Source organism: Uliginosibacterium sp. sgz301328, assembly GCF_041807905.1.
In the GTDB taxonomy this organism is placed as follows: Bacteria; Pseudomonadota; Gammaproteobacteria; order Burkholderiales; family Rhodocyclaceae; genus JBGVSA01.
In genome coordinates this window covers 78386-102910 of record NZ_JBGVSA010000009.1, presented here as the reverse complement: position 1 = coordinate 102910, position 24525 = coordinate 78386, and the positions used below count along the sequence as shown (strand labels likewise).

At 62.0% G+C, this 24525-nt stretch carries 20 protein-coding genes; 5 read left to right on the top strand and 15 right to left on the bottom strand.

The genetic code is table 11. From position 1 onward, the window contains the following. Positions 1–3 precede the first annotated feature (3 nt). The 4 genes from ACDA63_RS08885 to ACDA63_RS08870 form a co-directional block, all read right to left on the bottom strand. A complete protein-coding gene (locus tag ACDA63_RS08885) occupies positions 4–732 on the bottom strand; it encodes a pseudouridine synthase (RefSeq protein WP_373662868.1) in 729 nt (242 codons plus the stop codon). An 86-nt stretch (positions 733–818) separates the two neighbouring features. Beyond that, positions 819–2486 carry a TRAP transporter large permease gene (locus ACDA63_RS08880; protein ID WP_373662867.1) on the bottom strand — a complete coding sequence of 556 codons (1668 nt, stop codon included), beginning with the start codon at positions 2484–2486 and terminating at the stop codon, positions 819–821. Continuing rightward, positions 2483–3085 (bottom strand): TRAP transporter small permease, encoded by a 603-nt coding sequence (locus ACDA63_RS08875; protein WP_373662866.1) that lies wholly within the window; start codon positions 3083–3085, stop codon positions 2483–2485. The genes ACDA63_RS08880 and ACDA63_RS08875 overlap by 4 nt, the downstream gene beginning before the upstream one ends. Before the next feature lie 95 nt (positions 3086–3180). Beyond that, positions 3181–4179, bottom strand: a complete 999-nt coding sequence (locus ACDA63_RS08870; RefSeq protein WP_373662933.1) for a TRAP transporter substrate-binding protein — start codon at positions 4177–4179, stop codon at positions 3181–3183. A 186-nt stretch (positions 4180–4365) separates the two neighbouring features. Here ACDA63_RS08870 and ACDA63_RS08865 point away from each other — a divergent pair, with 186 nt between their 5' ends. Together ACDA63_RS08865 and ACDA63_RS08860 are read left to right on the top strand one after the other, a co-directional pair. Next, positions 4366–6297 (top strand): PAS domain S-box protein, encoded by a 1932-nt coding sequence (locus ACDA63_RS08865; protein WP_373662865.1) that lies wholly within the window; start codon positions 4366–4368, stop codon positions 6295–6297. Then, positions 6294–6911: a response regulator transcription factor gene (locus tag ACDA63_RS08860; RefSeq protein WP_373662864.1), complete on the top strand. Its 618-nt coding sequence runs from the start codon at positions 6294–6296 to the stop codon at positions 6909–6911. The genes ACDA63_RS08865 and ACDA63_RS08860 overlap by 4 nt, the downstream gene beginning before the upstream one ends. An 82-nt stretch (positions 6912–6993) precedes the next feature. Here ACDA63_RS08860 and ACDA63_RS08855 read toward each other — a convergent pair whose 3' ends face one another. From ACDA63_RS08855 to ACDA63_RS08835, 5 genes are all read right to left on the bottom strand, one after another. Then, complete coding sequence (locus ACDA63_RS08855) at positions 6994–8613, bottom strand: rhamnogalacturonan acetylesterase (RefSeq protein WP_373662863.1); 1620 nt, start codon at positions 8611–8613, stop codon at positions 6994–6996. 206 nt (positions 8614–8819) lie between these two features. After that, the gene (locus ACDA63_RS08850; protein WP_373662862.1) at positions 8820–9701 is read right to left on the bottom strand and encodes a helix-turn-helix domain-containing protein; all 882 of its coding nucleotides are present in this window, start codon (positions 9699–9701) and stop codon (positions 8820–8822) included. A gap of 117 nt (positions 9702–9818) precedes the next feature. Further along, complete coding sequence (locus ACDA63_RS08845) at positions 9819–10277, bottom strand: SCP2 domain-containing protein (RefSeq protein WP_373662861.1); 459 nt, start codon at positions 10275–10277, stop codon at positions 9819–9821. Further along, positions 10267–11157, bottom strand: coding sequence for a U32 family peptidase (locus ACDA63_RS08840; protein WP_373662860.1), 891 nt, complete (start codon positions 11155–11157; stop codon positions 10267–10269). Before ACDA63_RS08840 ends, ACDA63_RS08845 begins: the two co-directional genes overlap by 11 nt. Positions 11158–11162: 5 nt before the next feature. Beyond that, the gene (locus ACDA63_RS08835) at positions 11163–12170 is read right to left on the bottom strand and encodes a peptidase U32 family protein (protein ID WP_373662859.1); all 1008 of its coding nucleotides are present in this window, start codon (positions 12168–12170) and stop codon (positions 11163–11165) included. Between the two features lie 413 nt (positions 12171–12583). Between ACDA63_RS08835 and ACDA63_RS08830 the strand changes: the two genes are divergently transcribed. After that, complete coding sequence (locus tag ACDA63_RS08830) at positions 12584–13744, top strand: oligogalacturonate lyase family protein (RefSeq protein ID WP_373662858.1); 1161 nt, start codon at positions 12584–12586, stop codon at positions 13742–13744. 77 nt (positions 13745–13821) lie between these two features. Here the strand turns inward: ACDA63_RS08830 and ACDA63_RS08825 are convergent, their stop codons facing one another. From ACDA63_RS08825 to ACDA63_RS08805, 5 genes are all read right to left on the bottom strand, one after another. Continuing rightward, positions 13822–15144, bottom strand: a complete 1323-nt coding sequence (locus tag ACDA63_RS08825) for a TRAP transporter large permease (protein WP_373662857.1) — start codon at positions 15142–15144, stop codon at positions 13822–13824. A 37-nt stretch (positions 15145–15181) separates the two neighbouring features. Then, a complete protein-coding gene (locus ACDA63_RS08820) occupies positions 15182–15673 on the bottom strand; it encodes a TRAP transporter small permease (RefSeq protein ID WP_373662856.1) in 492 nt (163 codons plus the stop codon). A gap of 30 nt (positions 15674–15703) precedes the next feature. Further along, the gene (locus ACDA63_RS08815) at positions 15704–16684 is read right to left on the bottom strand and encodes a TRAP transporter substrate-binding protein (protein ID WP_373662855.1); all 981 of its coding nucleotides are present in this window, start codon (positions 16682–16684) and stop codon (positions 15704–15706) included. 62 nt (positions 16685–16746) lie between these two features. Further along, positions 16747–19230 carry a hypothetical protein gene (locus ACDA63_RS08810; RefSeq protein WP_373662854.1) on the bottom strand — a complete coding sequence of 828 codons (2484 nt, stop codon included), beginning with the start codon at positions 19228–19230 and terminating at the stop codon, positions 16747–16749. A gap of 88 nt (positions 19231–19318) precedes the next feature. Continuing rightward, a complete protein-coding gene (locus tag ACDA63_RS08805) occupies positions 19319–20479 on the bottom strand; it encodes a glycoside hydrolase family 105 protein (RefSeq protein WP_373662853.1) in 1161 nt (386 codons plus the stop codon). A gap of 26 nt (positions 20480–20505) precedes the next feature. On the opposite strand from ACDA63_RS08805, the gene ACDA63_RS08800 reads away from it, so the two are divergent. Then, on the top strand, positions 20506–21594 hold the full coding sequence (locus ACDA63_RS08800) for a LacI family DNA-binding transcriptional regulator (RefSeq protein WP_373662852.1): 1089 nt from the start codon (positions 20506–20508) through the stop codon (positions 21592–21594). Positions 21595–21680: 86 nt separating this feature from the next. Here the strand turns inward: ACDA63_RS08800 and ACDA63_RS08795 are convergent, their stop codons facing one another. Beyond that, entirely contained in the window at positions 21681–22295 is a 615-nt protein-coding gene (locus tag ACDA63_RS08795) for an NUDIX hydrolase (protein ID WP_373662851.1), read from the bottom strand. A 177-nt stretch (positions 22296–22472) separates the two neighbouring features. Here ACDA63_RS08795 and ACDA63_RS08790 point away from each other — a divergent pair, with 177 nt between their 5' ends. Next, entirely contained in the window at positions 22473–24506 is a 2034-nt protein-coding gene (locus ACDA63_RS08790; RefSeq protein ID WP_373662850.1) for an OPT family oligopeptide transporter, read from the top strand. Positions 24507–24525 lie beyond the last annotated feature (19 nt).

The following is a 24525-nucleotide window of genomic DNA, read 5'->3' as shown; positions in this document are numbered from 1 at the left end:
CGACTATCCGCTCAATGCATCGGTCCAGTCGAATCGTCGGAGCACATCGGCAAAGTCGTCTGCCGGCCGTGCGGCGATGCGCAGCCATGCGCCAGTGACCGGATGCTCGAGCGCAAGCCCGGTGCAGGCGAGCAGCATGCGGCGGCAATCGAATTGCTCCTGGAACATCCGGTTGTGCCGCCCCTTGCCATAGGTGGCGTCGCCCACGATCGGATGCGAAATGTGCTTCATGTGCCGCCGTAGCTGATGACGCCTCCCCGTATGCGGATGCAGGCGCACCAGCGCGTAGCGGCTGGTGGGGTAGGCATCCACCCTGATCGGCAATTCGATGGTCGCCAGGCGGCGGTAATCGGTGATGGCTTTCTGCGCCTCGATCGAGGCCTCCGCGTGCACAAATTCGCGCTCATCACGCAGGCGGCCGAGCGCATGATCGATGGTGCCGCCCTCGTCCGGCCAGCCCCGCACGACGGCCAGATACGTCTTGTCGACCTTGTTGAGTTCGAACGCGCGACTCGCACCGATCAAGGCCTCGCGCTGTAGCGCGAACAGCAGTACGCCGGACGTGCCCCGGTCCAGTCGATGTACGGGCGTGACCGGCTGACCGATCTGATCGCGCACGATCTGCACGGCGAAGCGTGTCTCGTGTCGATCGAGGTCGCTGCGGTGGACGAGCAGTCCGGCGGGTTTGTGAACGGCGACGAGGTATTCGTCGCGATACAGAATTTCGAGCATCGACGGATGCTACCCGCAGCGAGGTCCGCACACAAAAAAGGCCGGGCGTCACTGCCCGGCCTTTTTCGTCGATGCGCACTGGCGCGCTACATGGCAATGCTCGGCAACCACGTACTGATGATCGGGATATACGTGATCAACAACAGGAAGGCGAGCATCGACAGCAGCCATGGCATGACCGCCACCGTGAGATCGGTAATCCCCATCTTGGTGATGCCCGAGGCCACGTACAAGTTGAGTCCCACAGGTGGGTGGCACATGCCGACCTCCATGTTCACCACCATCATGATGCCGAACGCGATCGGGTCGATGCCCAGGCGCGTGGCCACCGGGAACAGGATCGGCGCCATGATCAGCACGATCGACGACGGCTCCATGAAGTTGCCCGCCGCCAGCAGGATGATGTTGCAGGCGAGCAGGAACATCCATGGTGACAACTGCTGTGCGAACATCCATTCGGCCATGCGCTGCGGAATGTTCTCGTGCGTCATGAGAAACGAGAACAGCACGGCGTTGGTGATGATGTATAGCAGCATCGCGCTCATGTTGGCCGACGCGAGCAGCACCTTCGGCACGTCGCGCAGGCCCATGTCGCGGTACACGAACACGGCCACGAAGAAGGCGTATACCGCGCTCATCGCCGCCGCTTCGGTCGGCGTGAAAACGCCCGTGTAGATACCGCCCATCACCACCAGGATCAGCAACAGCCCCCAGATGCTGTTCCAGTACGAGCGCCACACTGCCAGTGATTCCCACATCAACTCGAACCGGAAGGTGGGCGCGATCCGCGTGTAGCGTCCGCAAGCCTGGATGATGACCAGCCAGATGACCGACGCAATGATGAAGAAGCCGAGCAGCGTGGCCGTGCTGGTCAGGGCGCCGCTCATCGCCAGCGTCAACGCGAGTGGCGAGCCGATCACCACCAGCGCCACATAGACGACACGTGTGACCATCTTGCTGCGCGTGGTCCACGGCGCGAGCGCCAGCCAGACGATACCCGCCAGCACGTAACCGGCGCCCTCCGAGCCGATCGCATCGCCCAGCAGCTTGCCGATCACCCACACCGGCACAACGGTGAACACGAACGCATAGAAAAGCCCGAAGAACCCGCCGATGGTCGCCTGCCCGCCGGTTCGATCGGGGAAGATCTTCACCCGCGGATAACCTTTGCGCCAGGCGATGAACCACGTCACCAGGCCGAGGACGGCGGCCAGCATGATGCCGGGAATGACACCCGCCATGAACAGCTTGCCGACCGACACGTTGGTCGCGACCGAATACATCACCATCACGATCGAGGGCGGAATCAGAATGCCCAGCGCGCCCGACGTCGTGATGATGCCGGCGCCAAAGTTGCGCGGGAAACCGGCCTTCACCATCGCGGGCAGAATGATCGAACCGATTGCCACCACCGTGGCCGGGCTGGACCCCGACACTGCGGCGAACAGTGCACAGGCCAGCACGCCTGCGAGCCCGAGCCCGCCGTGCCAGTGCCCGACGAGCGACGTGGCAAAAGCGATCATGCGGCGCGCCACGCCGCCGTGGGTGAGAAAGTTACCCGCCAGGATGAAGAACGGGATCGCCATGATCTCGAAGTTCTCGATCCCAGTGAACAACTTCAACGCCACGGCCTCGATAGGCACCTGCGTCATCGTGAAGAGGAAAGTCAGCACCGTCAGGCCGAGCGAAATCGAGATCGGCATGCCGGTGAGCATGAGGGCCAGCAGCAGCCCGAAGATGATTGCGGTATTCATCGACGCAGCTCTCCATGGTGAGGCGCATTGGCACTGCGCGCGATGTCGGCGATGAGGTCGGTTTCTTCCAGCCCCTCGACCTGCGCATGGTCGTGCGCGGGCAACTCACCCGTGTGGACGAAGTTCCACGCCACCTGCAGGAAGCGGAAGCACATCAGGTACGAGCCGCACGGAATGGCGAGGTAGACGATCCACTTGGGCAGTTCGAGGTCGGCCGATACTTGATCGGTGTGCGACAGATCCCACACGAAGCCCGCCCCGAGCGTGCCGATGATGCCGGTGAACAACGCGCCGGCCAGCAGACCGAAGATGACGAATTTGCCGCGCGTCTTTTCCGGCAAGCGATTGATGAGGACGTCGACGCCCACGTGGATGCCGGTGCGCACGCCATAGGCCGCGCCGAACTTGGCCATCCAAACGAACATGAAGATGCACGCCTCTTGCGCCCACGACAGGTTGATGCCGATCGTGTAGTCCTGGATGCCGGGCACCGTGGAGATGTAGCGGTGGACCACCGCCACGAAGATGATCAGCGTGGCGCCCGCCATCAGCACACTGATGAGCGTTTCCTCCAGCCGATCGAGGATTTTCATGAACATGGCAATGTTCTTTCTGGATTGAGCCACGTACGGATGCGGCTCACGCCGGCAACGCTGCATGCAACGTCGCCGGCGTGAGCCGCGGCTCTGCAGACTTACTTACCGTCGAGGGCGGCAGCTTCCTTGTTGATGGCCTTGATCAGGTCGGCGCCCACACGGCTTTCGACCTGCTTCTGCACCGGCTGGAAGGCCGTCTGCCAGACCTTGCGCTGCGCCGGCGTCAGGTGCAGCACCTTGGTCTTGCCGGACTTCTCGATGGCAGCGAGCGCTTCATCGTTGTCTTGCTGGGCGATGGCGTTGGCATACTTGGTGGCGTCCGCCATGGCGGTGTTCAGCTCATTGCGGATGTCGGCAGGCAGGCCGTCCCAGAACTTCTTGTTCACGATGACGGCGTAGCCCAGGTAGCCGTGATACGTATCGACGGCGTACTTCTGCACCTCATGCATCTTTTGCGTATACATGTTCGACGGCGGGTTTTCGGTGCCGTCGACCACGCCGGTCTGCAGTGCCTGGTAGGCCTCGGAGAACGCCATCACCTGCGGGATCGCGCCGACCTGGCGCATCTGCGCGTCGAGCACCTTCGACGACTGGATGCGCACCTTCAGGCCCTTCATGTCGGTGGGCACGTTCAGCGGCTTGTTGGCGCTCATGACCTTGAAGCCGTTGTCCCAGTACGCCAGCCCGATGATGCCTTTCGGCTCGAGCAGCTTGAGCAGGCCCTGTCCGATCGGGCCATTCTCGACGCGCTGCAGCACGGCCTTGCTCGGGAAGATGTACGGGATATCGAAGACTTCGAACTCACGCACACCGAGCGGCCCGAACTTCGCCAGCGAGGGTGCCAGCATCTGGACCGAGCCCAGTTGCAGGGCCTCGAGTTCTTCCTGGTCCTTGTAGAGCTGTGAGTTCGGGTAGACCTCCACCCGCACGCGACCCTTGGTCAGTTCCTCGGCTTTCTTCTTGAAGTAGTCCGCGGCCCGTCCCTTGGGCGTATTGGGCGCGACGACGTGGCTGAACTTGATGACGATCGGTTGCTGCTGGGCGAATGCGGCGCTTGCGCTGACGGCCAGCGCGATCGCCATGGCAATGCTGCGCATGGGTTTCATGGGTACGTCTCCTCTGTGGTGTGTGCTGCCGGTCTGGGCCGGATAAATGAAATTATTGGCGCCGCCCGGGTGCGCTGCCATCTCGGATTTCCACATGTGGGTTATCGGCGAGGCGGGCGCCCGCCTCACTGCGGCATGATGCGGGCGAGCCCTGTGTTACCTTCGCCAGTCCATCCAATGAGCACGCCTGACGCCACTGCCATGCATCGCCCTTATCGGTTCGCCTTCACGTGGAGCATGCTGCTCGTCGTGTCGGTATTGCTGCTCGGCGTGCTCGCGTCGCTGCTGTGGCTGGGCTACCGCAACGAGATGTCGGATCGCAATGCCCAAGTCATCACCGATACCTTGTGGGCCAAGCAAAGCATCGAATTCCAGTTGCGACGCCACGCCGAAACCCTGCGCGGGCTGGCTCAGGGCATCGAGCGCGGGCAGGTTGCGCCGGCCGATCTCAGCGCCAAGCTGCGCGCGCTCATCGGCAGCAATCACGAGATCGAGCGCGTGGTATGGATGGACGATGCCGGCCGCGCGCTGGCGGCCGAAGGCAACTATCCGTCCGGCGCGGTCGCGCCCGCCGAGCGTGCACTGGCTGCCGACGTCCTCCAGCGACGGCGCGAACTGTACGGTGACGTTGCAGTCAGCAACCATCCGCAGGTGCTGCGCTTTGCCGTGCCGATCCTTGGCGATCGCCCGGGTGCGCTGGTGCTGACGTATTCCCTCGAAGGATTGCTCAACGAACTGGTGCCGTGGTGGCTGGCGCGCGAAAACCAGGTCACGCTCGCCAATGCGTTTGGCGAGCCGTTGGTGGTGCACGCGGCCGCTTCGCCGGCGCGCGGCAACTTTACGCATCAGACGCCCATCGACATGCCCGGCGCGGGCATGATGCTGATGACCGATTCCGTCCAGGACACGCCGCGCATACTTCCTCATGTCATGAGCGGCATGGTGGCGGCCCTCACGCTCACTCTGATCGGCAGCCTCGTGCTGCTGTGGCGCGACATGCGGCGGCGCGCACAGGCCGAGGCGCGCCTGTCCGAGGAACTGGCTTTCCGCCAGGCGATGGAGGACTCGCTGGTGACGGGGCTGCGCGCGCGGGACCTCACCGGCAAGGTCACCTACGTCAATCCGGGCTTCTGCAAGATGGTCGGCTTCGAGCCCGAGGAGATGATCGGCCATAGCTATCCGATGCCGTTCTACGACCCGGTGAAGATCCCGGCCATCCGCGAGCGCTTCGCGCAGATGCTGGCCGGCACCATCACCTCCCAGGGACACGAAACCGAGTTTGTCCACAGGGACGGTCACCGCGTGCACGTGCTGATTCACGAGACGCCACTGCTCGACGCCAAAGGACGGCAAACCGGCTGGATGAGTTCGATCCTCGACATCACTGAGCGCCGCAAGGTCGAAGAGCTGAATCGTCAGCAGCAGGAAAAACTGCAGGCATCGTCTCGCCTCGTGACGATGGGCGAGGTTGCGACCACGCTGTCGCACGAGCTCAATCAGCCGCTGTCAGCCATCATGAGTTACGCGGCCGGCAGTCTGAATCTCGTGCGCGACGAAGAAAGCAGCCTGCGGGACGCCCTCTGCAAGATTCAGCAGCAGGCGCAGCGTGCGGGGCAGATCATTCGGGCCGTGCATGATTTCGTGCGCCGACGCGATCCGCGCAAGAGCCTGTGCCGCATCGCCGATGTGTTCGACGCCACGCTGCCGCTGATCCAGTTGCAGGCCCGCAAATGGCATATTCGTGTCGAATGCGCCGTGGGTGACGATCTTCCCTCCGTGGAGGCGGACGCGATGATGCTCGAACAGGTACTGCTCAACCTCACGCGGAACGGCATCGAATCGATGTCGTCCCTGCCGTCTGAGCGTAAGCTGTTGCAGCTCTCGGCACGGCGCGCGGGCGAGGGCATCGAAGTGGCCGTCATCGACCACGGGCTGGGTATCGCCGAGGAACTGGCCCAGCAGCTATTCACGCCGTTCTTTACCACCAAGCCCGAAGGCATGGGCATGGGGCTCAACATCTGCCGCACGGCGATCGAATTCCACCGGGGCCACCTGTGGTACGAGCCCACGCCCGGCGGCGGGGCAACATTCAGGTTCACGCTGCAATGAACACGGTCTACATCATCGAAGACGAAGAGTCGGTGCGCGATGCGCTGGCGTGGCTGCTACGCAGCCGAAACATCGACAGCCATGGTTTCGACGGCGCCGAATCATTTCTCGCCTGGATCGAGAGCGGCGCCCGCCCGCCGGGTTGCCTTCTGCTCGATGTGCGGATGCCCGGCATGTCGGGCATCGAACTGTTCGACCAGCTTCAGGCCATGGATGCCGGCGCCACCATGCCGGTCATCTTCTTGACCGGCCACGGCGACGTGCCGATGGCGGTGGAGGCGGTGAAGAAGGGGGCTTTCGATTTTTTCGAAAAACCGTTCAATGACAACCGGCTCGTGGATCGCGTGGTCGAGGCCTGCGGGCTGGCCCGCGAGCGCGCGCGGCACATGGAGCAGGCGGCGGAAAAGCATGCGCGCCTGGCCACACTCAGCCCCCGCGAGCAGGAAGTCATGGGCCGCATCCTCGCCGGCAAGCTCAACAAGGTCGTGGCCGACGAACTTGGCATCAGCATGCGGACGGTGGAAGTCCACCGCGCCAGCATCTTCAACAAGCTGGGTGTGAAAAGCGCCGTCGAAATGGCGCAATGGTTGATGTCCGTACGCCTCGAGGACTGATCGGCGCAGGCAAAAAAAGCCCCGCACGAGGCGGGGCGACCTGATCCCCGCCTCTCGCGACGGGGCCTGTGGGCAGGACAAACTACTTGAGCAAGGCAATCAGGCCCGACAGCGTGCTGCTGTTCTCCTTGATGCCTTCAACAATCATCGACGACACCTTCACGGCGCCGTTTTCCTGGAAGTGCGTGCGGTCGGCGTTCAGGTAATGCCCCGTCGTGCTGACGCTGGCGTAGTACGGGTAGGTCACGAAATCCTTCACCGCCAGGTGGTAGTCGCGCCAGCCGCCCGTGGCTTCCGCGCCGCCCGTGCCAACGCCAATGCTGTTCATGAATGCGATGCTCTTGGCATCGAGGTCCACATATGCAACGTTGTTGGCCTTGGCAGTGTCGATCACCGTCTGCGAGTAGTTGCCCGGGTAGGCACCGCTGCTCGTGATGTGCGTGCTCTTGGTGATCGGGAAGGCGCCTTCGACATAAGCCGTGACGGTCTTGTCCTGGTTGATGCGCGTGACCGGCGTGATCAGCACCACCGTCGCTCCCTTGTCCTTGGCGAGCTTGACGTACTTCTCGAGCGTCTTCTGGAACGACAGGTCGCTCGAGCTGCCCGGCAATGCGCCTGCGCTCGTGTTGGGATAGGTGCAGCGGAACGTCAGGTCGATGTCGCCGCTGTTGCACTTCTCGTCGTTGTGGCCGAACTGCACCAACAGGTAGTCGCCAGACTTGATCTCCGCAGAGATCAGGTCGAACCAGCCTTCGGTAATGAAGCTGCGAGAGCTGCGACCCGACTGCGCGACGTTGACCACCTTTACGTCAGTGGTGGACTTGAGCTGGCGATCCAGCACCTGGCCCCAACCCATGCGGGGCAGGACTTCCTTGTTGTAGTTGCTGGCGGTGGAGTCGCCCGCGACGAAAATGCGAGTGCCATACGACGACCACGCCTTGAGCGTAGGGTCGAGCAGGTTGGTGCTGCGGATCTCCATCATGTTGCGGTCGTACAGGTAAGTGGCGCCGTACTGATCGCTGGTGCTGTTGCTGAAGCCTTCGCGGTTGTGGCGGACTTCGGCGAGGATCTTGTTGGTGCCGCTATTCTCGATCTTCATCGGCGTGGTGACCGGATCGTAGGTGCTGGCGTCCAGGCCTGCGTCGGTGATGGCGGCGCTGATGAGCTTGCGCAGATTACCGGTCTTGGTTGCGATGTCGCTGGCCGTCGCCTTGGCCGTATTGCAGCCGGCGATCAGTTGCACCGTGCCTGCGAGGCCCATGGAACCTGCCACACCCGAGGCGACGCTGTCGGTCAGCGGCGAAACGTTCGCGGTGTTGCTGCCCGATGCCACCGTGCCGAGCAGGCCGGCGTATTGCACGGAGCCGCTGGTCGCAGCGACGAGCAGGGGAGCGGTCAGGCCGGTGACGTCGATGGTATAGCTGCCGTCGCTGCCCGCGGTGGCGGCGCGCGAAGTCCCCGCAGCGTCGCAGACCTTGATGCTTGCGCCGGCCAGGGCATGGCCGTCGGCAGCGGCGACACCCTTCAGGGTGGTAGCGGCCGAACTGGTGCTGGAGGAACTGCTGGACGACGAGCTGGCGCTGCTCGAAATACTGGAACTGCTCGACGAAGTGCTGCTGCCGTTGTCGTCGTCACTGCCGCATGCCGACAGCATGGGGATCAGTGCGGCCGTCACGGCGGCGCACAGGATGCGTTGATTCATATTGTCTCCTGGATGTGTTCTTCTTATGGTCCTTGTAGGACCCCGCCAATGTAGGGGGGAGGGCGAGCGCTGTCTTGATCGGAATTGCTCTTTAGCGCTGTCCTGTCATTCGCACCGGGTTGAGACCGGGCTGCGCGGGAACGGCGCGCGCGAGTGGCCGCAGGCGCACGGCAAAGCGGCAAAGGGGGTGGTCGCCTCGCGGGCGTTCAGGCGACCGGCAGATAGACGTCGAAGCAGCGCTCCGACTCGGCTGGCAGGTATGTGGAATTGTGGAAGCAGCGCAGGATGGGGGCGCTGCGCAGACTGCGATCGGTCTGGCGACCGACCACTTCGGCCAGATGTTCGATGGGCGGCGTGTCCATGCTTGCGGCAATACGGATCACGGCGTACTCGCCATCGGGCAGATGTCCGACTTCGAGCCCGGGAATATGCCCGCCCAGTGGCGCGGACATGAGGCCGGCTTGCAGCCGCGCATGACCCCGCCACGCGTCGCGGCCGCCTTCGAGCAATACCGACCAGCCCTTGCGGCGTTCGCGCGGGATTTCGCGCAGCATGGCGTAGGCCCGCAGCTCTTCGAAAGGATGGAGTGCGTCGTCGAGCACGCCTTCAAAGGGCACGTACTGGATCTCTTGGCCTTGGAGTTTCACGATGCGGACCGCGGGCATCTGACGCGTCTGCTGTTGTAGTTGCGACGGGGAAATACCATGCACGGCACGGAAAGCGCGGGAAAACGCTTCTGCAGAGGCGTAACCGGAATCGAGCGCCAGTTGCAGCAGGGATTCGCCCGTGCCTTCTTCGATGCGACGACGGGCGGCCAGCAAACGCAGGCGACGTACGCGGCCCAGCGGGGATTCGCCCGCGTAGGCCTTGAAGACGCGCTCGAAGTGGAAGCGCGACATGTGGGCGATGTCCGCCAGCTCGTCGAGGCGGAGCTGGGAACTCAAGTGCTTGTCGATGTGCCGCGCCACCAGTCGCAGACGTGCAAGGCGGCGGGTAAAAACCTCAACGTTCATCGTGGCGGCAAAACGTGGCAACGCCAGCAAAGGCGCTTCAGCAATCGGACGAGCATTCGCTCGCAACCTAATCATGCTAACGCACCTCTGAGACCGATGCCAGATTTCGCAACCGCCAGTCGTCTGATTCCTCCCAAAGCCCCATCAGACGAGAGGGTGGGTTGGGCTGGCCTTCTGCGCCCCAACGCGCCCTTAGCGTTGAGCGGGACGAATGGCGGCCAGTGCTCGCATCAGCCATGCCGGCGGCTCTATGCTGTCGAGCAGATTCTTGAGTGCCAGGCCCAGTTCGGTGTCGCCTTCAATGCGCAGGCGGCGTTGGAAAAACAGGGTGTCCGGGTCTTCCTCGCGCAGTGCCACACGGGCGTAGTCGAGCGACGACGCCTGGAAACTGACATCGGCTTCGCTCGATGCTGCAGCGCGGAACCGTTCTCCATTCACCTGTACCCGGGCTTCGATCCCCAGGTCGCTGACCTTGATGCAGACGGTCTTGCCTTCGAGAAAGTCCAGGTCGCCCGGCAGGTTGCCCGTGCGGCGCATCACCGTCAGTGCCAGCGCCAGCGCATCGCCGAACGGGCGGCGCGGCAGGTGCCGACCGATGCGGGCCAGGCTTGCCGGCAGGCTGAAGGCGGGACGAAGGGATTCAGTGTGCATGCGTGCTCTCCTCGGGGTGGTACTCGATGCCAGGCTGACCGCTCCAGTAACCGTCGCACAACCCACGCGGCGCGCAGGCCGAGAGGTCTTCGGCAGCATTGCCGGCCAGCAAAGACTGGTAGGCCGCGACGACGCGCGCCATGTCATGGGGTTGTGGGCTCAGGCGCAGCATGGATACGCCGTCGTCACGCAATTCTCCAACATGCGTGGCCAGCGACTGTGTTGCCGCCGACATGGTCTGCGTGCCGTTGATGGCGAGAAAGGGTTGCCCTTCGCGCGTTTCGAGCTCGAGCGCCTGCGGGAACTCCATACAGCGAAACTGACAATCGCTCTTCTTGAGATTGAAGTGGCGCGCGGTAAAGCAGCGTGCGGAAAACGCCAGCGGCAAGCGCCCCCAGGCGAAGACCTCGGTTTCGATGTTGCCCGGCGCTTCACTCATCAATTGGCGCAGGCGATTGCGCGACATCTCGACCGGCGGCACCCAGCGCGTCGCCCCTGCCGCCGCGAACAGCGAGAGCGTGGCGGCGTTGTAGATATTCAGGTGCGGGCCGGCGATCCAGCGCGTCCCGCGCAACAGGTTGACCGCACCGAGGTCGTTGGCCTCGACGAGGAACTCGCCGTTCTCTGCGATGCGACGGAGGGTTTTCAGTTCGCTTTCGGATTCGAGCAGGGCTGCGCCCGACAGGACGACTTCCTTGCCGCTGGCGGCCAGGTCGCGTCCGATGGCCAGCCAGTCATCCAGCCGCAATTGCTGGCGACGGCTGCAGACCACTTCGCCCAGGTAGACCGTATCGACGGGCCACTTCATCACGCTGGCGTAGAAAGCGCGCACATCGTCGCGCGCCCAGAAATAGAGCAGAGGCCCCAGGGATAGCTTCATGATGTTTACTTCCAGGGTCGGTTGTAGGCGCCGAGCGTGACTTGCTGACCTTCCGCCACGCGGCCCAGGGCTTGCTGCCACTGCGGCTTGACGTGGAAGCGACCATCGCCAGCCGCTACGGCGCTGTCGATGGCCTCGCGCAGCACGCTGGTGACCGCGGTCACGTACGCCGGGCTGCGCTGACGGCCTTCCACCTTGATGGCCGAGACGCCAATGCGCAGCAATTCGGGCAGCAGTTCGATGACATTCAGACTGGTCGGCTCTTCGAGCGCGTAGTAGGTCTCGGACGCCACCGCAAAACGCCCCTTGCACAGGGTCGGATAGCCTGCCGGCTCGTCCGGCGAGTACTCGTCGATGAGGATGCCCGACAGCCTCGCCTGCGTGCCGGATGGGGATTCCTGCCAGCGCACGGCGCGTGCCGGCGAACAGACGCCGGCCGTATTGGGCGAATCGCCCGTCGCATAGCTCGACAGCAGGCAGCGGCCTTCGACCATCACGCACAGGCTGCCGAAGCCGAAGACTTCGACTTCCACGTCCGTGTTGGCGATGACGTGCGCGACCTGGTCGATGGTCAGCACGCGCGGCAGCACCACGCGCTCGATGCCGAACCAGTCCCGGCACAGGTTGATGGCCTCGTAGTTGGTGGCCGAGCCTTGCACCGACAGGTGGCGCCGCATGCGCGGATGGGTCTTGGCGGCGTAATCGAGCAGCGCCATGTCGGCCATGATGACGGCGTCCACGCCAAGGTCGGCCGCGGCGTCCACGGCGGTGCGCCATTTTTTCTCGTCGCCCGCCTGCGGGTAGGTGTTGATGGCCATGAGCACCCGGCGACCGCGCGAGTGCGCATAACGCACACCTTCGCGCGCGGCGGCGGCATCGAAATTCAGTCCGGCAAAATTGCGGGCATTGGTGGCGTCTTTGAGGCCGATATAGACGGCATCTGCGCCATGATCGACGGCAACCTTGAGGGCGGGGAGGCTGCCGGCGGGACAGACGAGTTCAGGCGATCGCATGGAAGCTGTCCGGTTCGAGGAAACTTCCGAGCTTAGTGGCGGGACTCCGGGGCGAGTGTTGTGATAAATCAAACATAGCCGGACGCTATGGGCTAGTCCGAAAGAACTAGAGAAGCCGCTTGATCGAACGCCATGGCTGCAATTGCTGCTCTGCAAGCGGCTCGCAGCGTTGGCCGGGCGAAGCGGGCACGCGGGGGGCTCCGTTGCCGTCGCCATGAGACCGGGCGCCGCGTGTCAGCGTTGCGGTACAATCAAACGTTTACGACACAGCCAGCCGGGGCGCAGTGAGCGGCGTTCCCATGAGCTAGGCTGCAATCATGGCTCCCTGTTTCCCCCGGACATGGTGCTGTGCGCAATGGAATTCCGCTGGTGCGATGGCACCGGTATCAGACAGGCATCGAGAAGGAAACCGTATGGCAAAAGGCACCAAGATTCAGTTGCAGTATCACGAGTTCAATGACCCGGCGACCGGGGCGCGCATCACGCGCCTGACGCCGCCGGACGTGACTTGCCATCGCAACTACTTCTATCAAAAGTGTTTCACGAGCGATGGCAGCAAGCTGCTGTTCGGTGCCCTGTTCGACAACGAAAACTGGAATTGCTACCTGCTCGACATCGCCAGCGGTGTTGCCACGCAACTGACCGACGGCAAGGGTAAGGAAGACAACACCTTCGGCTGTTTCCTGACGCCCGACGACAAGTACCTCATCTACCGCAAGGGCCCGAAGCAGATGCGCCGTCTCAACCTTGAGACGCTGGCCGAAGAAGTCTTCTATACCGTACCCGAAGGCTTCAAGGGCTACGGCACCTGGGTGGCCAATTCCGATTGCACCAAGATGGTCGGCATCGAAGTGGCCGAAGGCGATCTGCTGCCGCTGACGACGTGGGAGCAATTCCGCGAACAGTTTTTCCTGAACCCGCGCTGCCGCCTGATCGTCATCGACATGGCGACCGGCACGAGCCGTCCGATCATCGATGAAAAGCGCTGGCTGGGTCACCCCATCTATCGTCCGTTCGACGACAACACCATTGCCTTCTGCCACGAAGGCCCGCACGACCTCGTGCAGCGCATGTGGCTGATCAATGAAGACGGCACCAACCAGCGCCAGCTCAAGGTGCAGGAGCCGGGCGAAGCCTGCACGCACGAATTCTTCGTGCCGGACGGCTCGCGCATGATGTACGTGTCGTACAAGAAGGGCGATGCAGACCGCTGGCTGTGCGTGGCCGACCCGATCACGCTCGAGAATGAGCGCATCATGTCGATCCCGCAGTGCGAGCACCTGTACAGCAACTACGACGGCTCGCTGGCCGTGGGCGATGGCAACGGTGCCGCCATTGCGGTGTCGGACACCGAAGGTCACGAACATGAGAACGACCCGTTCATGTACCTGTTCGACCTGAAGACTCGCGAAACCAAGAAGATCTGCCAGCACAACTCGTCGTGGAAGGTCTATCGCAACGACCGCCAGGTCACGCACCCGCACCCGGGCTTCACGCCGGACAACAAGCGCGTGCTGTTCTCGTCTGACTTCGAAGGCGAACCGGCGATCTACCTGGTCGACGTGCCGGCCTGATCAGCAACACGATCGCGCAATGAAAAAGCGGGCTGCGGCCCGCTTTTTTTCGTTGTGTCCGCTGCTGGAATGCTGGACTACATCAGGCCGAACAAGCGTGGCAGCGACAGGGTGAGTCCCGGCCAGTATGCGACAATCATCAGGTCAACAAACAGCGCGGCCAGGAAAGGAAGCAACTGTTTAGTCACCTGCTCAATCGTGACCCCCGCCACGGAGCAGCCGACGAACAGCACACTGCCCACAGGCGGAGTGATACTGCCCATGCCCATGTTGAATATCATCATCAGTCCGAAATGGACGGGGTCGAGGCCGATCTCGGCGGAAATTGGCAAGAAAATCGGCGTGAAGATCAGCACGGCGGGCGTGAGGTCCATGAAGGTGCCCACGATCAGGAAGGCGAGATTCATGACGAGCAGGATGACCAGCGGATCATCGAAATAGCGCAGGCCATCCGCGACGACATCCGGCAGCCCCGTAATGGTCATCACGTAAGACATGATGCCCGAAGCTGCGATGAGAAACAGGATGGTTGCACTCGTCACCATCGTCGACTTCAGAGCATCCCAATACTCTGCGGGCGTTGCCAGACGGTAAGCCAGCGAAAGTACAAGCGAATACAAGGCGGCGACAGCAGCGCCCTCCGTTGCGGTGAAAGCGCCAATGATGATGCCGCCAATCACGACCACGATCATCAGCAGACTGGGCACAGCATCGAAGAAGATACGTAGCGCACCGCGCTCTTCCTGCATCGCTGCCGAGACGTAACCCCGTTTCCTGGCTATGAAATAGGTCACCAGCATGACCGACAGGCCCATCAGTATGCCGGGAAGATATCCGCCGACGAACAACGCCGCGATCGACGTGCCGCCACTGACCAGCGAGTAAAGGATCAACGGCCCACTGGGAGGAATCAAGATTCCGGCCGGGGCAGAGCAGATATTGACGGTGGCGGAGAAGGATGGGTCGTAGCCCTCCTTACGTTGCAGTGGCGCCATTACGCCCCCCACGGCCGCTGCGGCTGCAATGGCTGAGCCGGAAAGCGAGCCAAAAAGCATATTGGCGATCACGTTTGTATGTGCCAGCGATCCGGGTAGCCTGCCACCCATCAACTTGGCCAAGTTGATCAAGCGGATGGCAATACCGCCCTTGTTCATCAGGTTTCCAGACAAGATAAAAAAGGGAATGGCCAAAAGAGTGAAGCTGTCTATCCCGGCGTACATCTTCTGGGTGGCCATGAAGAAGGCCGTCTCCAGTGGCAGAAAGAACAGCCCGGTCAGGATGGATGAAACTGCTATGCCTACGGCAATCGGTACGCCCTGCACCAAGAACCATACGAACAGAACAGAAAGCAGGACCGCCGCGAATAGAGGCGGGTCGATATAGTCGAAAACGAAATCCATTTATCCGGCCTTTTGCGATGATCCCTCGGCAACCGAATCAGTTCGGCTTGCCTGTCGCATTCTTCTCTTGCCACAGCAAACAGAGATTGAGTCCCTGTAGTACCGAGATCAGAACGGCGCAAATGGGCAAGACCATATAGATGTATCCCATTTGTATATTGAGAATCGGCGAGATTTGATCCATACCCGAAGCCACCATTCTCAGGCCGCCCAAGAGCAGAATGACCATCGAGAAGAAAATGACGATCAAACCGTTGATCGTTTGCAGGATGCGCCTGCCGGCAGGCGGCAGTTTTTCCAGCAGGAAAACCAGGCGCAGATGCTGGTCCGTCCCAAAAGCGTAAGCGGACCCCATCAGCCCAGCCCATATCATGGTGAAACGCAGAGTTTCTTCCGTGTAGATCGCGGGCGACTGCAGAATGTAGCGGCTAGCCACCTGCCAGATCGCAAGGCCGAGCATGCAGAGCAGCATGACCGAGGTTGCCACGATCAAACATGACTCAATGGCCGTCTTCGATGACTTAAGCATTTCCAACCTCATTGCAGGCGCCCGCGCGAATCACTTCTGCGTGGCGCGGATTTTTTTCACCAGCTCGCCAATGACAGCGTCCCCCGTATATTCGTCGTAGATGGGTTTGACTTTGTCGATGAACGCCTTTTTTTCCGGCCGCACGATGGTGACCCCCATTTTTTCAACGGCGGTTTTCATGGCATCTTCCTCGGCTGTCTTCCACAGACCTTTGTGGTAGGCGGTGGACTCCCTGGCTGCCTTCCGCAAGATGCCCTGTTGTTCCGGCGTCAGCTTTTCCCATGCTTTTGTCGAAATGACCAAAAAGTCAGGGATCATGCTGTGTTCATCGAGCGAGTAGAATTTCGTCACCTCACCATGCCGGCCAAGCGTCAGAGCCGTAACGTTGTTTTCCGCGCCGTCGATCACGCCTTGCTGCAAGGCGGCATAGATTTCCCCGTAAGGCATGGGTGTGGGAATGCCGCCCATCAGATGAACCATGCGGATGGCCGTCTGGCTGTCCATCACGCGCAGCTTTTGTCCCTTGAGATCATCAGGCGTGTTGATCGGCTTGTTCTTCGTATAGAAGCTCCGCGCGCCACTGTCATAGAAGGTCAGGCTGATGTAGCCGTTGCGCTTTGTTGACGAATAGATCCCCTCCGCGATCGGGCCTTCCATGACTTGGTAGAAGTTGTCTTTGCCCGTGAAGAGGAAGGGCAGCGCGAACGCTTTGAATACAGGATCGAAATTCTCCAGAGTGGAGGCGTTCACCTTGGTGATCTCTACCGCACCATTGCGCAGTTGCTGAACGACATCTGGCTCGCTGCCCAGGGAGCCATTGAAAAACAACTGGATCTTGACGCTACCCTTGCTGTCTTTCTCGACTTTCTCTTTGAAGAGTTTCAGTGCCTGACTCGTCGGATGATTCTCGGCCAGAGCATGGGCGAGCCGCATTCGGACAGCGGCCGAGGCACCCATCGAATTCACGCCGAGAACCAGCGTTGTCAAAGCGATTGCACAGATTTTCTTCATGGTTGTATCTCCTTTACCCTGCTACGGCCTTTCACGCGTGGGAGAAAGGTCCTTCTTGACGACTACATCGCTGCAAATTCGCGAACCTCGCCGGCTACGGTGAACGTCTCCGCCAGGATCACCCGGCCTTCGGCCCGGACCGAACCATCGACGCCGAAAATCACGGAGCCGTACTCGGGGTCGACCACCGTGAGCGAGCCATCGTCCTGCTCGCTCGCAGACAGACTGGCGAACTTGGCGGCAACGTCCTGGAGACTTGCTGATTCGCATACACGGGCGATCCATCGAGTCTTCCGGCCGTGCTGGCGAAGCTCACAACCTGCCGAAGGTCCATCCGTCACACAGCAGAGCGGAGCGCTTCCTCTGAGCAGGAGGCACCCGCGGTCGCTGCGGGCAAGCGCCAGGGTCTCCGTCACCTTGCTTTCGTCAAACTCAGCAGCCGGGAACCAAGCATGCGTGTAGCCGACGTGTTCCTCGCTGACGGAAAAGTCGAGGATGGCCAGCCCGCGGTATTGATGAACGCGCGGCAATGTGCCGCAGCCGCCCCAGAAAGACGGACGTCCGTACCCGAATTGAATCGGTTCGCCCGGATGATTGATCCACAGCGCGGCCTCGGGGTGTTTGCCAAGACGCAGATGAAATACCGTCTCTTGATAGCCCCACTCGCCCCAGCGATAGTGAGCCGCTGACCCCATGGAGAAGTGCCGGCTCTTGTAGTGATAGATCCTGGCGATCCTGTTCGGGCCTTGAGCGAACCGCCATTCCAGGTGGGAATCTCCACCCAGGCACGCGATCTCGCTCAGCGTGTCGGGAATAGCCAGGCCATGATCTCGGAGGCACACAGCCAACTGAGGCAGCGCCTGCATATGTGCGCCGAACCATCCTCGTCCCCATAACATTCGGGCGATGCCGGACAGCTCCAGCGAGCGGCCGGCGCACAACGTGTATTCGTAGGAACGCCCCTGGGCCGCCGTCAAAATGCCGTGATGAGCGGAGCGGGCAATGATTTCGCACAGGCGGACAATTCCTTTTCTGGCCCGCTCTGCAATGTCAGCGTCGGGAGACAACGCGGCAAGCGCCGTCAAGCCTTTCAGATCGATGGGGAAATATGGTGCGGAGTTGAATTCGGCCATTTCACATTCCTCGAAATGGTCGAGCCAGGCGCGTACGCGGGCCGCACCCACGGCACTTTGCTCTGCGCCGGAGCGTCCCGATCGAACGAAGACCGATTTGCGGAATAGGTGGCCGGCAAGGTAGGCGGCGGTATGGAACAGGAGCGCATGGTTTTCAGAGAAATACCATTGCACGTCATTGCCCGGTTCATCCATCCAGAAGCGGAAACCAAGGATGGCGCGATCCAGCCGGGCTCTTGTGCCTGCGGAAATGTCGTCGCCCCAGGCCGTCCTCGCCCAAATCAGTGGAACGATGGAGAAGTCGGCGCAGTCGTGGCAGTCCTCGATGGAGGGAAGGATGCCGTTGATGATGGCGTCGGCTTCTGTTCCTGCCTTACCGCTCGCCAGCCGCGCAAAAGCGCAGACCGCGTCGCGTTCGGCAAACTCTGCGACTTCATTGAGCGCTTCTTCAATCCTTGCGGGCAACGATGCCGAGGTATGCGCTTGACGAGCCGCATGGCATATCTCCGCCCCAAGAATGCGCGTTGTGCGGAATCCGTCGGCATTCAGAGTGATGCGGAAATTGCGGAAGCCGGCCGGCATTTCTTCCGATGGGCCGATCGTCACCCGATCGGTTCCCGCCTTGAGCGCGAACGCGTACTCCCTTCTGGATGCAGAGATGAAGTCGCCCATGACCGTGACGGTTGCCTCAACGTCGTGGGCGAGTGCCTGTCCAAAAACGCAGGTGACGTCGCCGGAAAGGTAAGTTGCCTTGTCCAGGCGAGAGCCCTCCAGCGCACACGCTATGTTGTTGGCCACCGCTGCTTCGACGGGAATCGGCAGCGCCACCTTGGCGGAGGGGCCCGACAGATAGTCGAGCTGGAAGAAATAGCGGATGTCTCGTTCCGCCAGATCGTCAAAGAAAACGACAATCTCATTTATTCCTGCCCGTAATGGCAGGGACAACTCTGCCCGTGCTTCGAGGTTGCGGCTGTATGGCGCCAGCCATCCGGCTTCGTCACCGTTCACCCAGAGGACCGCTCCTCCGCAGGTGCCGAGCCTTACGCGGGCAGTTCCCTCGGTTTCCGCATCGATGCAGGTCCGCGCCCAGGTCGCCAGCCGCGTCGGCCGGAAATAGAAGGTCGACAGATCAGGCCGGTCCGAACCAAAAGGAAGCCAATGTTGGGCATGCCGAAAGCTGCCGGCAACCTTGGGGCGTTGCCCGCGGTGCTGTTCGGCAAACAGACGGCGGCACGGATATTCATGTGGGATGAAGTTCTTGTGCCGGGTGAGGAAGAAGAACGGGTCCATCTCTCCTTCCATCGGCACATCGGGCACGTCGAAGCGCTCGGTAGCCGTGGCACTGATCTGCCAATAACGGATGGCGTCCCCCGCCGGGAGCGGCTTTTTCAGGTAGAAATCGCAATCAGCCATTTGAGCGCCTTCTGCGGAGGGCGCATGGAACGCTGCTGAGTCACTGCGCGCCGAAGTCATTCTGGGTCGATCAGCCATTTCGGTTCTTTCAGGATTCGACGTGGTACATCGCCTCGGCCAGGCACAGAATGGCCAGCGCTTGCCCGTATCCGGTCGGCTGAATGGGGATGTCCTTGTAGAACTGAAGGTCGTGGCCCATGCGCGTGCCATAAGAGACATTCAGTACCGTGCCGTTCTGGTCGATGTTGGCCATGACAGCACAGAGCGCCCTCATGCCTGCCTCGCGCCAAGCCTCGGTCCCCAGGCCCAGGCGACAGGCTTTCAGCAGGCCGTAGCCGATGCCGGCCGTCGCGGAGATTTCTTCGTAAGAATCGGAGTGGTCGAGCAAGGTATGCCAAGCACCCGAGGACGACTGGAGTTCGATCAGGGCTTCGACCTGGGTCTTCAACACGCCCAACAGGAAATCGCGAACGGGTGCCGTGAGTTTCGCAAGGTCGAGAAGATCCAGAACGCCCGCCGTGATCCACGCGTTGCCGCGCGCCCAGCGCGCTCTTGCGAAATTGTGTCGCCCGTCGAAGGTCCATCCGTGAAACCACAGACCGGTGGCGGGGTCGGCCAGGTAGCGCGCATGTACGAGAAACTGGCGGGCCGCCTCATCTACGAGCTCTTGCCGTCCGCTGGCCTGGCCGTACGAGGCAAGGAACAGCGCCGCCATGAAGAGCGTGTCGTCCCACAGTTCGTTCTTGTTGATCCGGTCTGACACGTGGTGCTCGAAACCGCCCTCGGGGGTTCGTCCAAGGTCTGCGACCAGGCGGTTGGCCCAGTCGTCGAGCACGGGTTGCCATTGAGGGTTGTCTGTCTCTCGCCAAAGGACCGAAAGGGCGAGCATCGGGGCAGTCGTGTTGATGTTCAGCGGTGGCAATCCCTTGCGTATCTGTTTCGCATACCAGGCTTCCACGATCTCGCGCACATCGCTGCGTCCCGAAAACAGCCACAGGCGGACCAGCCCATAAAGGGCGACGCCCTGTGGCCATTCCCAACTGTCGAAGCTGATGTAATCCCCTGCTGTGCCGTTCAGGTTCGGCTCGTGAAAGCGTCCGTCATGCTGAAGGCTGGTAGTGCCTGCGACGAGGCGGTTGAGCGCCGCGTTGATTTCATGGCCTGTAGGAGACACGTTCTCTTCCCAATGATTTCGACAAAAAAGCATTGGTGCAATACTATGAAAAAAAGCAAATTGCGCAATTTGCAAATTTTTTTCACACAAAGGGATGCTCGATGGAAGCCAAACCTCCACCGGGAAAACGAGGCAAAAGGAACCGCCGGGTGCGGTTGGAGGATCTCGCCCGCGAGTGCGGCGTGTCGCTGAGCACTGTGTCGCGCGCACTGGCGGGCGAGAAGGGCGTCAGGGCCGACATCCGGCAACGCATTCTGGAAGCGGCAAAGACGGCGAACTATGTGATTCCCACGGCTGTGTCAGGGCAGAAGGTCATTCTTGCTGCCTCCAGCGCGGCCATGATCGACTACGTACGGAATCAATTCACGCTACACGTTCTTGACGGCATTCGAGAACGAGCAAAAGCGCTGAACCTTGAGATCGTGACACGCTCGATCGCGGATGTGGCGGAAGAAAAAGCGCTGTTGGCCGAAGCGCGTAATGACCCGAGCGTCATCGGTCTGCTCTTCCTGACCATCGATGACGAAAGCATTCTGGCGGAGACGCGGGGTTTCGATAAACCCATCGTCATGATCAATGGGGACGACCCTTTCATGCGGCTGTCCAGCGTCACGCCATGCAACCGTTCCGCCGCGCGAACGGCGACCGACCATTTGATCGGGCTGGGTCACCAACGAATACTGTTTCTCATGCGGCCCGGCCGCCGAACGATTGAACGCCGTCTCGAAGGGTGGCGTGAAGCGTTGAGACACAACCGCCTGCACGCGGGCGATGATCTCGTCGTATCGGTCGATGATTGGTTGCCCGAGCTTGCGATGCAGGCGATCGGGGCCCGCATCGAACAGAAAGGGCTCGACTTCAGCGCTGTGCTGGCCGCGGGCGACTGCCTCGCGGTCGGCGCCATGATGGGCATACGGCAGCGCGGGTTTTCGATTCCAGGCGACGTCTCAGTGATGGGAATGGATGACTTGCCTCAGGCGTCCTTCCTCAACCCGCCGCTCACCGCGATGCACATTCCGATGCGGGAGATCGGCATCGTCGCGCTCGACCTCCTGCGCGACGATCTTTCAGTCATGCCCTTGCCGCCTCGTCGCGTGGAGCTTGCCTGCCGCCTGGTCAACCGTTCCTCCACCGCGCGGGTGCGACTCACAGTGCAAGAATCTGCTCACGGTCTTTCTGTGCAGCAGTGATCGGCCCTGCTGGCGCGCTGCCTGCAAAGATCCTGTACTGCTATTCACCTCGCCGACGGTCTCTCGCGACAGACTTTGGGCCGCTTCTAAGTCGCCCTTCTCTGGAAACCGCCGCAAACGGTGTCTCTCTTCGCATCTATCAGCGCCTGGAATTTATGCAGGAGCCGCTGCATTCGTCGGCTTGGCAATGTGCTTGCCTCCTCCAGCGTGACCCACCGTGCGGCGGCGACTTCGTCCTCTTGCGGGCGTAGCGCGATGCTGTCGTCCGCCACTGCCAGGAAAGCCAGATCATGGTGACGGTGCGCACCCTCGTTCTTGGCTGGCCGCGCGGGAATCGGATGCGTGTCGATATCCAGCGGTGTCTCATGCGGCCATAGTGGATGCGGGGCCAGCGCGGATTGGGGCAGCCCGGTTTCCTCCACCACTTCGCGCCAGGCTGATTCGCGTGGCGTGCCCGGCGCTTCATAGTGTCCGCCGGGGGGCAGCCAGCGATCGAACACCCGGTGATGAATGAGCAGCACATGCGTGCCGGCCGCATTCAGGATCAGCGTACTGCTGGTGAGATGGCCGTGCATGTTCGATCGCAGGAGGATACTGTCGCCGTCCTCGGTGAGTTGTGCCCGCAAAGGCGCGACACGCTCCGTTTCATCGGGAAAGAGCTTCAGGTACTGGGCGACATGAGCCCGAAGATCATCTTGCATGCGCGGGAGTTCGAGGACGGAGCGGGCCATTCTGCCATGGAGTACCGCCGGTCGATTGCCGGACGCAGTATGCGGGTGGGCTGCGCCGGAACAAAGCCCATGCGCGCTTGCTAATATCCAATGCGGCGTCAGGCATTTTCCGCCAAAAACTCCAACAAGAAGGGACCGGCCATTACCATGCAGACCCGTAGCGAAACCGCCATCGACGTTGGCGCGTCGTTGCCCGAACTGACATTGCGAGGCGTCATCCTCGGCGCGCTCATCACAGTCGTCTTCACTGCCTCCAATGTGTACCTTGGCCTCAAGGTGGGACTGACTTTCTCGTCGTCGATCCCGGCGGCCGTCATCTCCATGGCGGTACTGTCGCTGTTCTCGCGCACCAACATCCTCGAGAACAACATGGTGCAGACGCAGGCCTCGGCGGCCGGCACGCTGTCATCGATCATCTTTGTGCTGCCCGCTCTCGTCATGGTCGGGCACTGGCAGGGATTTCCGTTCTGGCAGACGCTGGCGATCTGCATGGCGGGCGGCATGCTCGGCGTGCTGTTTACGATTCCGCTGCGGCACGCGATGGTCGTGCAAAGCTCGCTCCCGTATCCGGAAGGCGTGGCCGCTGCCGAAATCCTGCGAGTGGGCAGCGGCGAGACCGAAGACGGCGACGGCGCAGCAGACGCCAAGAGCGGCATGCGCGAAATCGCTGTCGGCGGTGCGACGGCGGCGCTGTTCAGTTTCGCGGCCAGCGGTCTTCGCGTGCTGGCCGACAGCGCCGGTTACTGGTTCTCCATCGGTCGCGCCGTCTTCCAATTGCCGATCGGTTTTTCGTTCGCGCTCATCGGCGCGGGTTACCTGATCGGCATCGTGGCCGGGGTGGCGATCATCATCGGCCTGCTCATTGCCTGGGGCGTCGGTGTGCCGCTGCTGAGCGCGCAGGCGACCCTGCAGGCCGGGCAATCACTGGCCGACTTTGGCGGCACCATCTGGCGTACTCAGGTGCGGTTCGTCGGCGCCGGCGTCATCGCGATCGCGGCAGTGTGGACGCTGGTGACGCTGATCGGTCCGGTCATCGAAGGCGTCAAGCGCTCATTCGCCGCGCTCACGGGCGGGCCCGCCGGCGAAGGCGTGCCACGTACCGAGCAGGATCTGTCCTCGCGCTGGATCATCATCATTGCCGTCGTCATGCTTGCCGTGCTCGGTGTGACCTTCGCCGCCTTCCTGGCGACGGCGCCCACCGATGCCGGCACGCGGTGGATGCTGGTGGGGTGCGCGCTGCTGTTCACGTTCGTGTTCGGTTTTCTGATCGCGGCGGCCTGTGGCTACATGGCCGGCCTGGTGGGCTCGTCGTCGAGCCCGATTTCCGGCATCGGCATCATCGGCGTCACCCTGGTGTCGCTGCTCATCCTCGGGGTGAGCGGCGCAGAAGGGCTGACTGCCTCGCCCGAGGGGCGCAACTTTGCCATCGCGCTGGCCTTGTTCATCACGGCTGCGGTCGTCGCCGTCGCGACCATCTCCAACGACAACCTGCAGGACCTGAAGACCGGCTGGTTGGTGGGAGCGACGCCGTGGCGTCAGCAGGTGGCGCTGCTCATCGGCTGCGCGGTCGGTGCGGCAGTGATTTCGCCAGTGCTTGAACTGCTGTATCACTCCTACGGTTTTGCCGGCGCGCTGCCTCGTGAGGGCATGGACCCTTCACAGGTCCTGTCGGCTCCGCAGGCCACACTGATGACGGCCATCGCCTCCGGCATCTTCAATCACAAGCTCGACTGGGACATGCTGCTGATCGGCGTTGCGTTGGGTGCGGTCCTGATCGTCATCGACGCGATGCTGCGCAGACGTGGTGGCGTGGCACGCCTGCCAGTGCTTGCCGTGGGGCTGGGTATCTACTTGCCGCCGACGGTGACCGTGCCGCTCGCATTCGGCGCCGTGATCGCGTGGTTCATCGAACTGCAGTTGCGTCGACGTGCCGTCGCGCAGGGCAAGTCGTACAAGGAAGTCGCATCCGCTCCCGAGCGTCGCGGTGTGTTGATTGCTTCGGGCCTGATCGTCGGAGAAAGCCTCGTTGGCGTGCTGATTGCCGCCATCATCGGCGCGAGCGGGAGCGACGCACCGCTGGCCGTGGTGGGGGCGGGATTCGCACCGGTTGCGCAGCTACTCAGCCTGGTGGTGTTCCTGACGATCTGCTGCGGATTCGTGCGTCGCGTGCTCGGACGCTGATCCGCACTCACTCAGACAG

What these genes read in the sequence shown, in the direction of transcription:
- ACDA63_RS08885 (WP_373662868.1), bottom strand. Translation starts at nt 732, where the DNA reads ATGCTCGAAATTCTGTATCGCGACGAATACCTCGTCGCCGTTCACAAA.
- ACDA63_RS08880 (WP_373662867.1), bottom strand. Translation starts at nt 2,486, where the DNA reads ATGAATACCGCAATCATCTTCGGGCTGCTGCTGGCCCTCATGCTCACC.
- ACDA63_RS08875 (WP_373662866.1), bottom strand. Translation starts at nt 3,085, where the DNA reads ATGTTCATGAAAATCCTCGATCGGCTGGAGGAAACGCTCATCAGTGTG.
- ACDA63_RS08870 (WP_373662933.1), bottom strand. Translation starts at nt 4,179, where the DNA reads ATGCGCAGCATTGCCATGGCGATCGCGCTGGCCGTCAGCGCAAGCGCC.
- ACDA63_RS08865 (WP_373662865.1), top strand. Translation starts at nt 4,366, where the DNA reads ATGAGCACGCCTGACGCCACTGCCATGCATCGCCCTTATCGGTTCGCC.
- ACDA63_RS08860 (WP_373662864.1), top strand. Translation starts at nt 6,294, where the DNA reads ATGAACACGGTCTACATCATCGAAGACGAAGAGTCGGTGCGCGATGCG.
- ACDA63_RS08855 (WP_373662863.1), bottom strand. Translation starts at nt 8,613, where the DNA reads ATGAATCAACGCATCCTGTGCGCCGCCGTGACGGCCGCACTGATCCCC.
- ACDA63_RS08850 (WP_373662862.1), bottom strand. Translation starts at nt 9,701, where the DNA reads ATGATTAGGTTGCGAGCGAATGCTCGTCCGATTGCTGAAGCGCCTTTG.
- ACDA63_RS08845 (WP_373662861.1), bottom strand. Translation starts at nt 10,277, where the DNA reads ATGCACACTGAATCCCTTCGTCCCGCCTTCAGCCTGCCGGCAAGCCTG.
- ACDA63_RS08840 (WP_373662860.1), bottom strand. Translation starts at nt 11,157, where the DNA reads ATGAAGCTATCCCTGGGGCCTCTGCTCTATTTCTGGGCGCGCGACGAT.
- ACDA63_RS08835 (WP_373662859.1), bottom strand. Translation starts at nt 12,170, where the DNA reads ATGCGATCGCCTGAACTCGTCTGTCCCGCCGGCAGCCTCCCCGCCCTC.
- ACDA63_RS08830 (WP_373662858.1), top strand. Translation starts at nt 12,584, where the DNA reads ATGGCAAAAGGCACCAAGATTCAGTTGCAGTATCACGAGTTCAATGAC.
- ACDA63_RS08825 (WP_373662857.1), bottom strand. Translation starts at nt 15,144, where the DNA reads ATGGATTTCGTTTTCGACTATATCGACCCGCCTCTATTCGCGGCGGTC.
- ACDA63_RS08820 (WP_373662856.1), bottom strand. Translation starts at nt 15,673, where the DNA reads ATGCTTAAGTCATCGAAGACGGCCATTGAGTCATGTTTGATCGTGGCA.
- ACDA63_RS08815 (WP_373662855.1), bottom strand. Translation starts at nt 16,684, where the DNA reads ATGAAGAAAATCTGTGCAATCGCTTTGACAACGCTGGTTCTCGGCGTG.
- ACDA63_RS08810 (WP_373662854.1), bottom strand. Translation starts at nt 19,230, where the DNA reads ATGGCTGATTGCGATTTCTACCTGAAAAAGCCGCTCCCGGCGGGGGAC.
- ACDA63_RS08800 (WP_373662852.1), top strand. Translation starts at nt 20,506, where the DNA reads ATGGAAGCCAAACCTCCACCGGGAAAACGAGGCAAAAGGAACCGCCGG.
- ACDA63_RS08795 (WP_373662851.1), bottom strand. Translation starts at nt 22,295, where the DNA reads ATGCAAGATGATCTTCGGGCTCATGTCGCCCAGTACCTGAAGCTCTTT.
- ACDA63_RS08790 (WP_373662850.1), top strand. Translation starts at nt 22,473, where the DNA reads ATGCAGACCCGTAGCGAAACCGCCATCGACGTTGGCGCGTCGTTGCCC.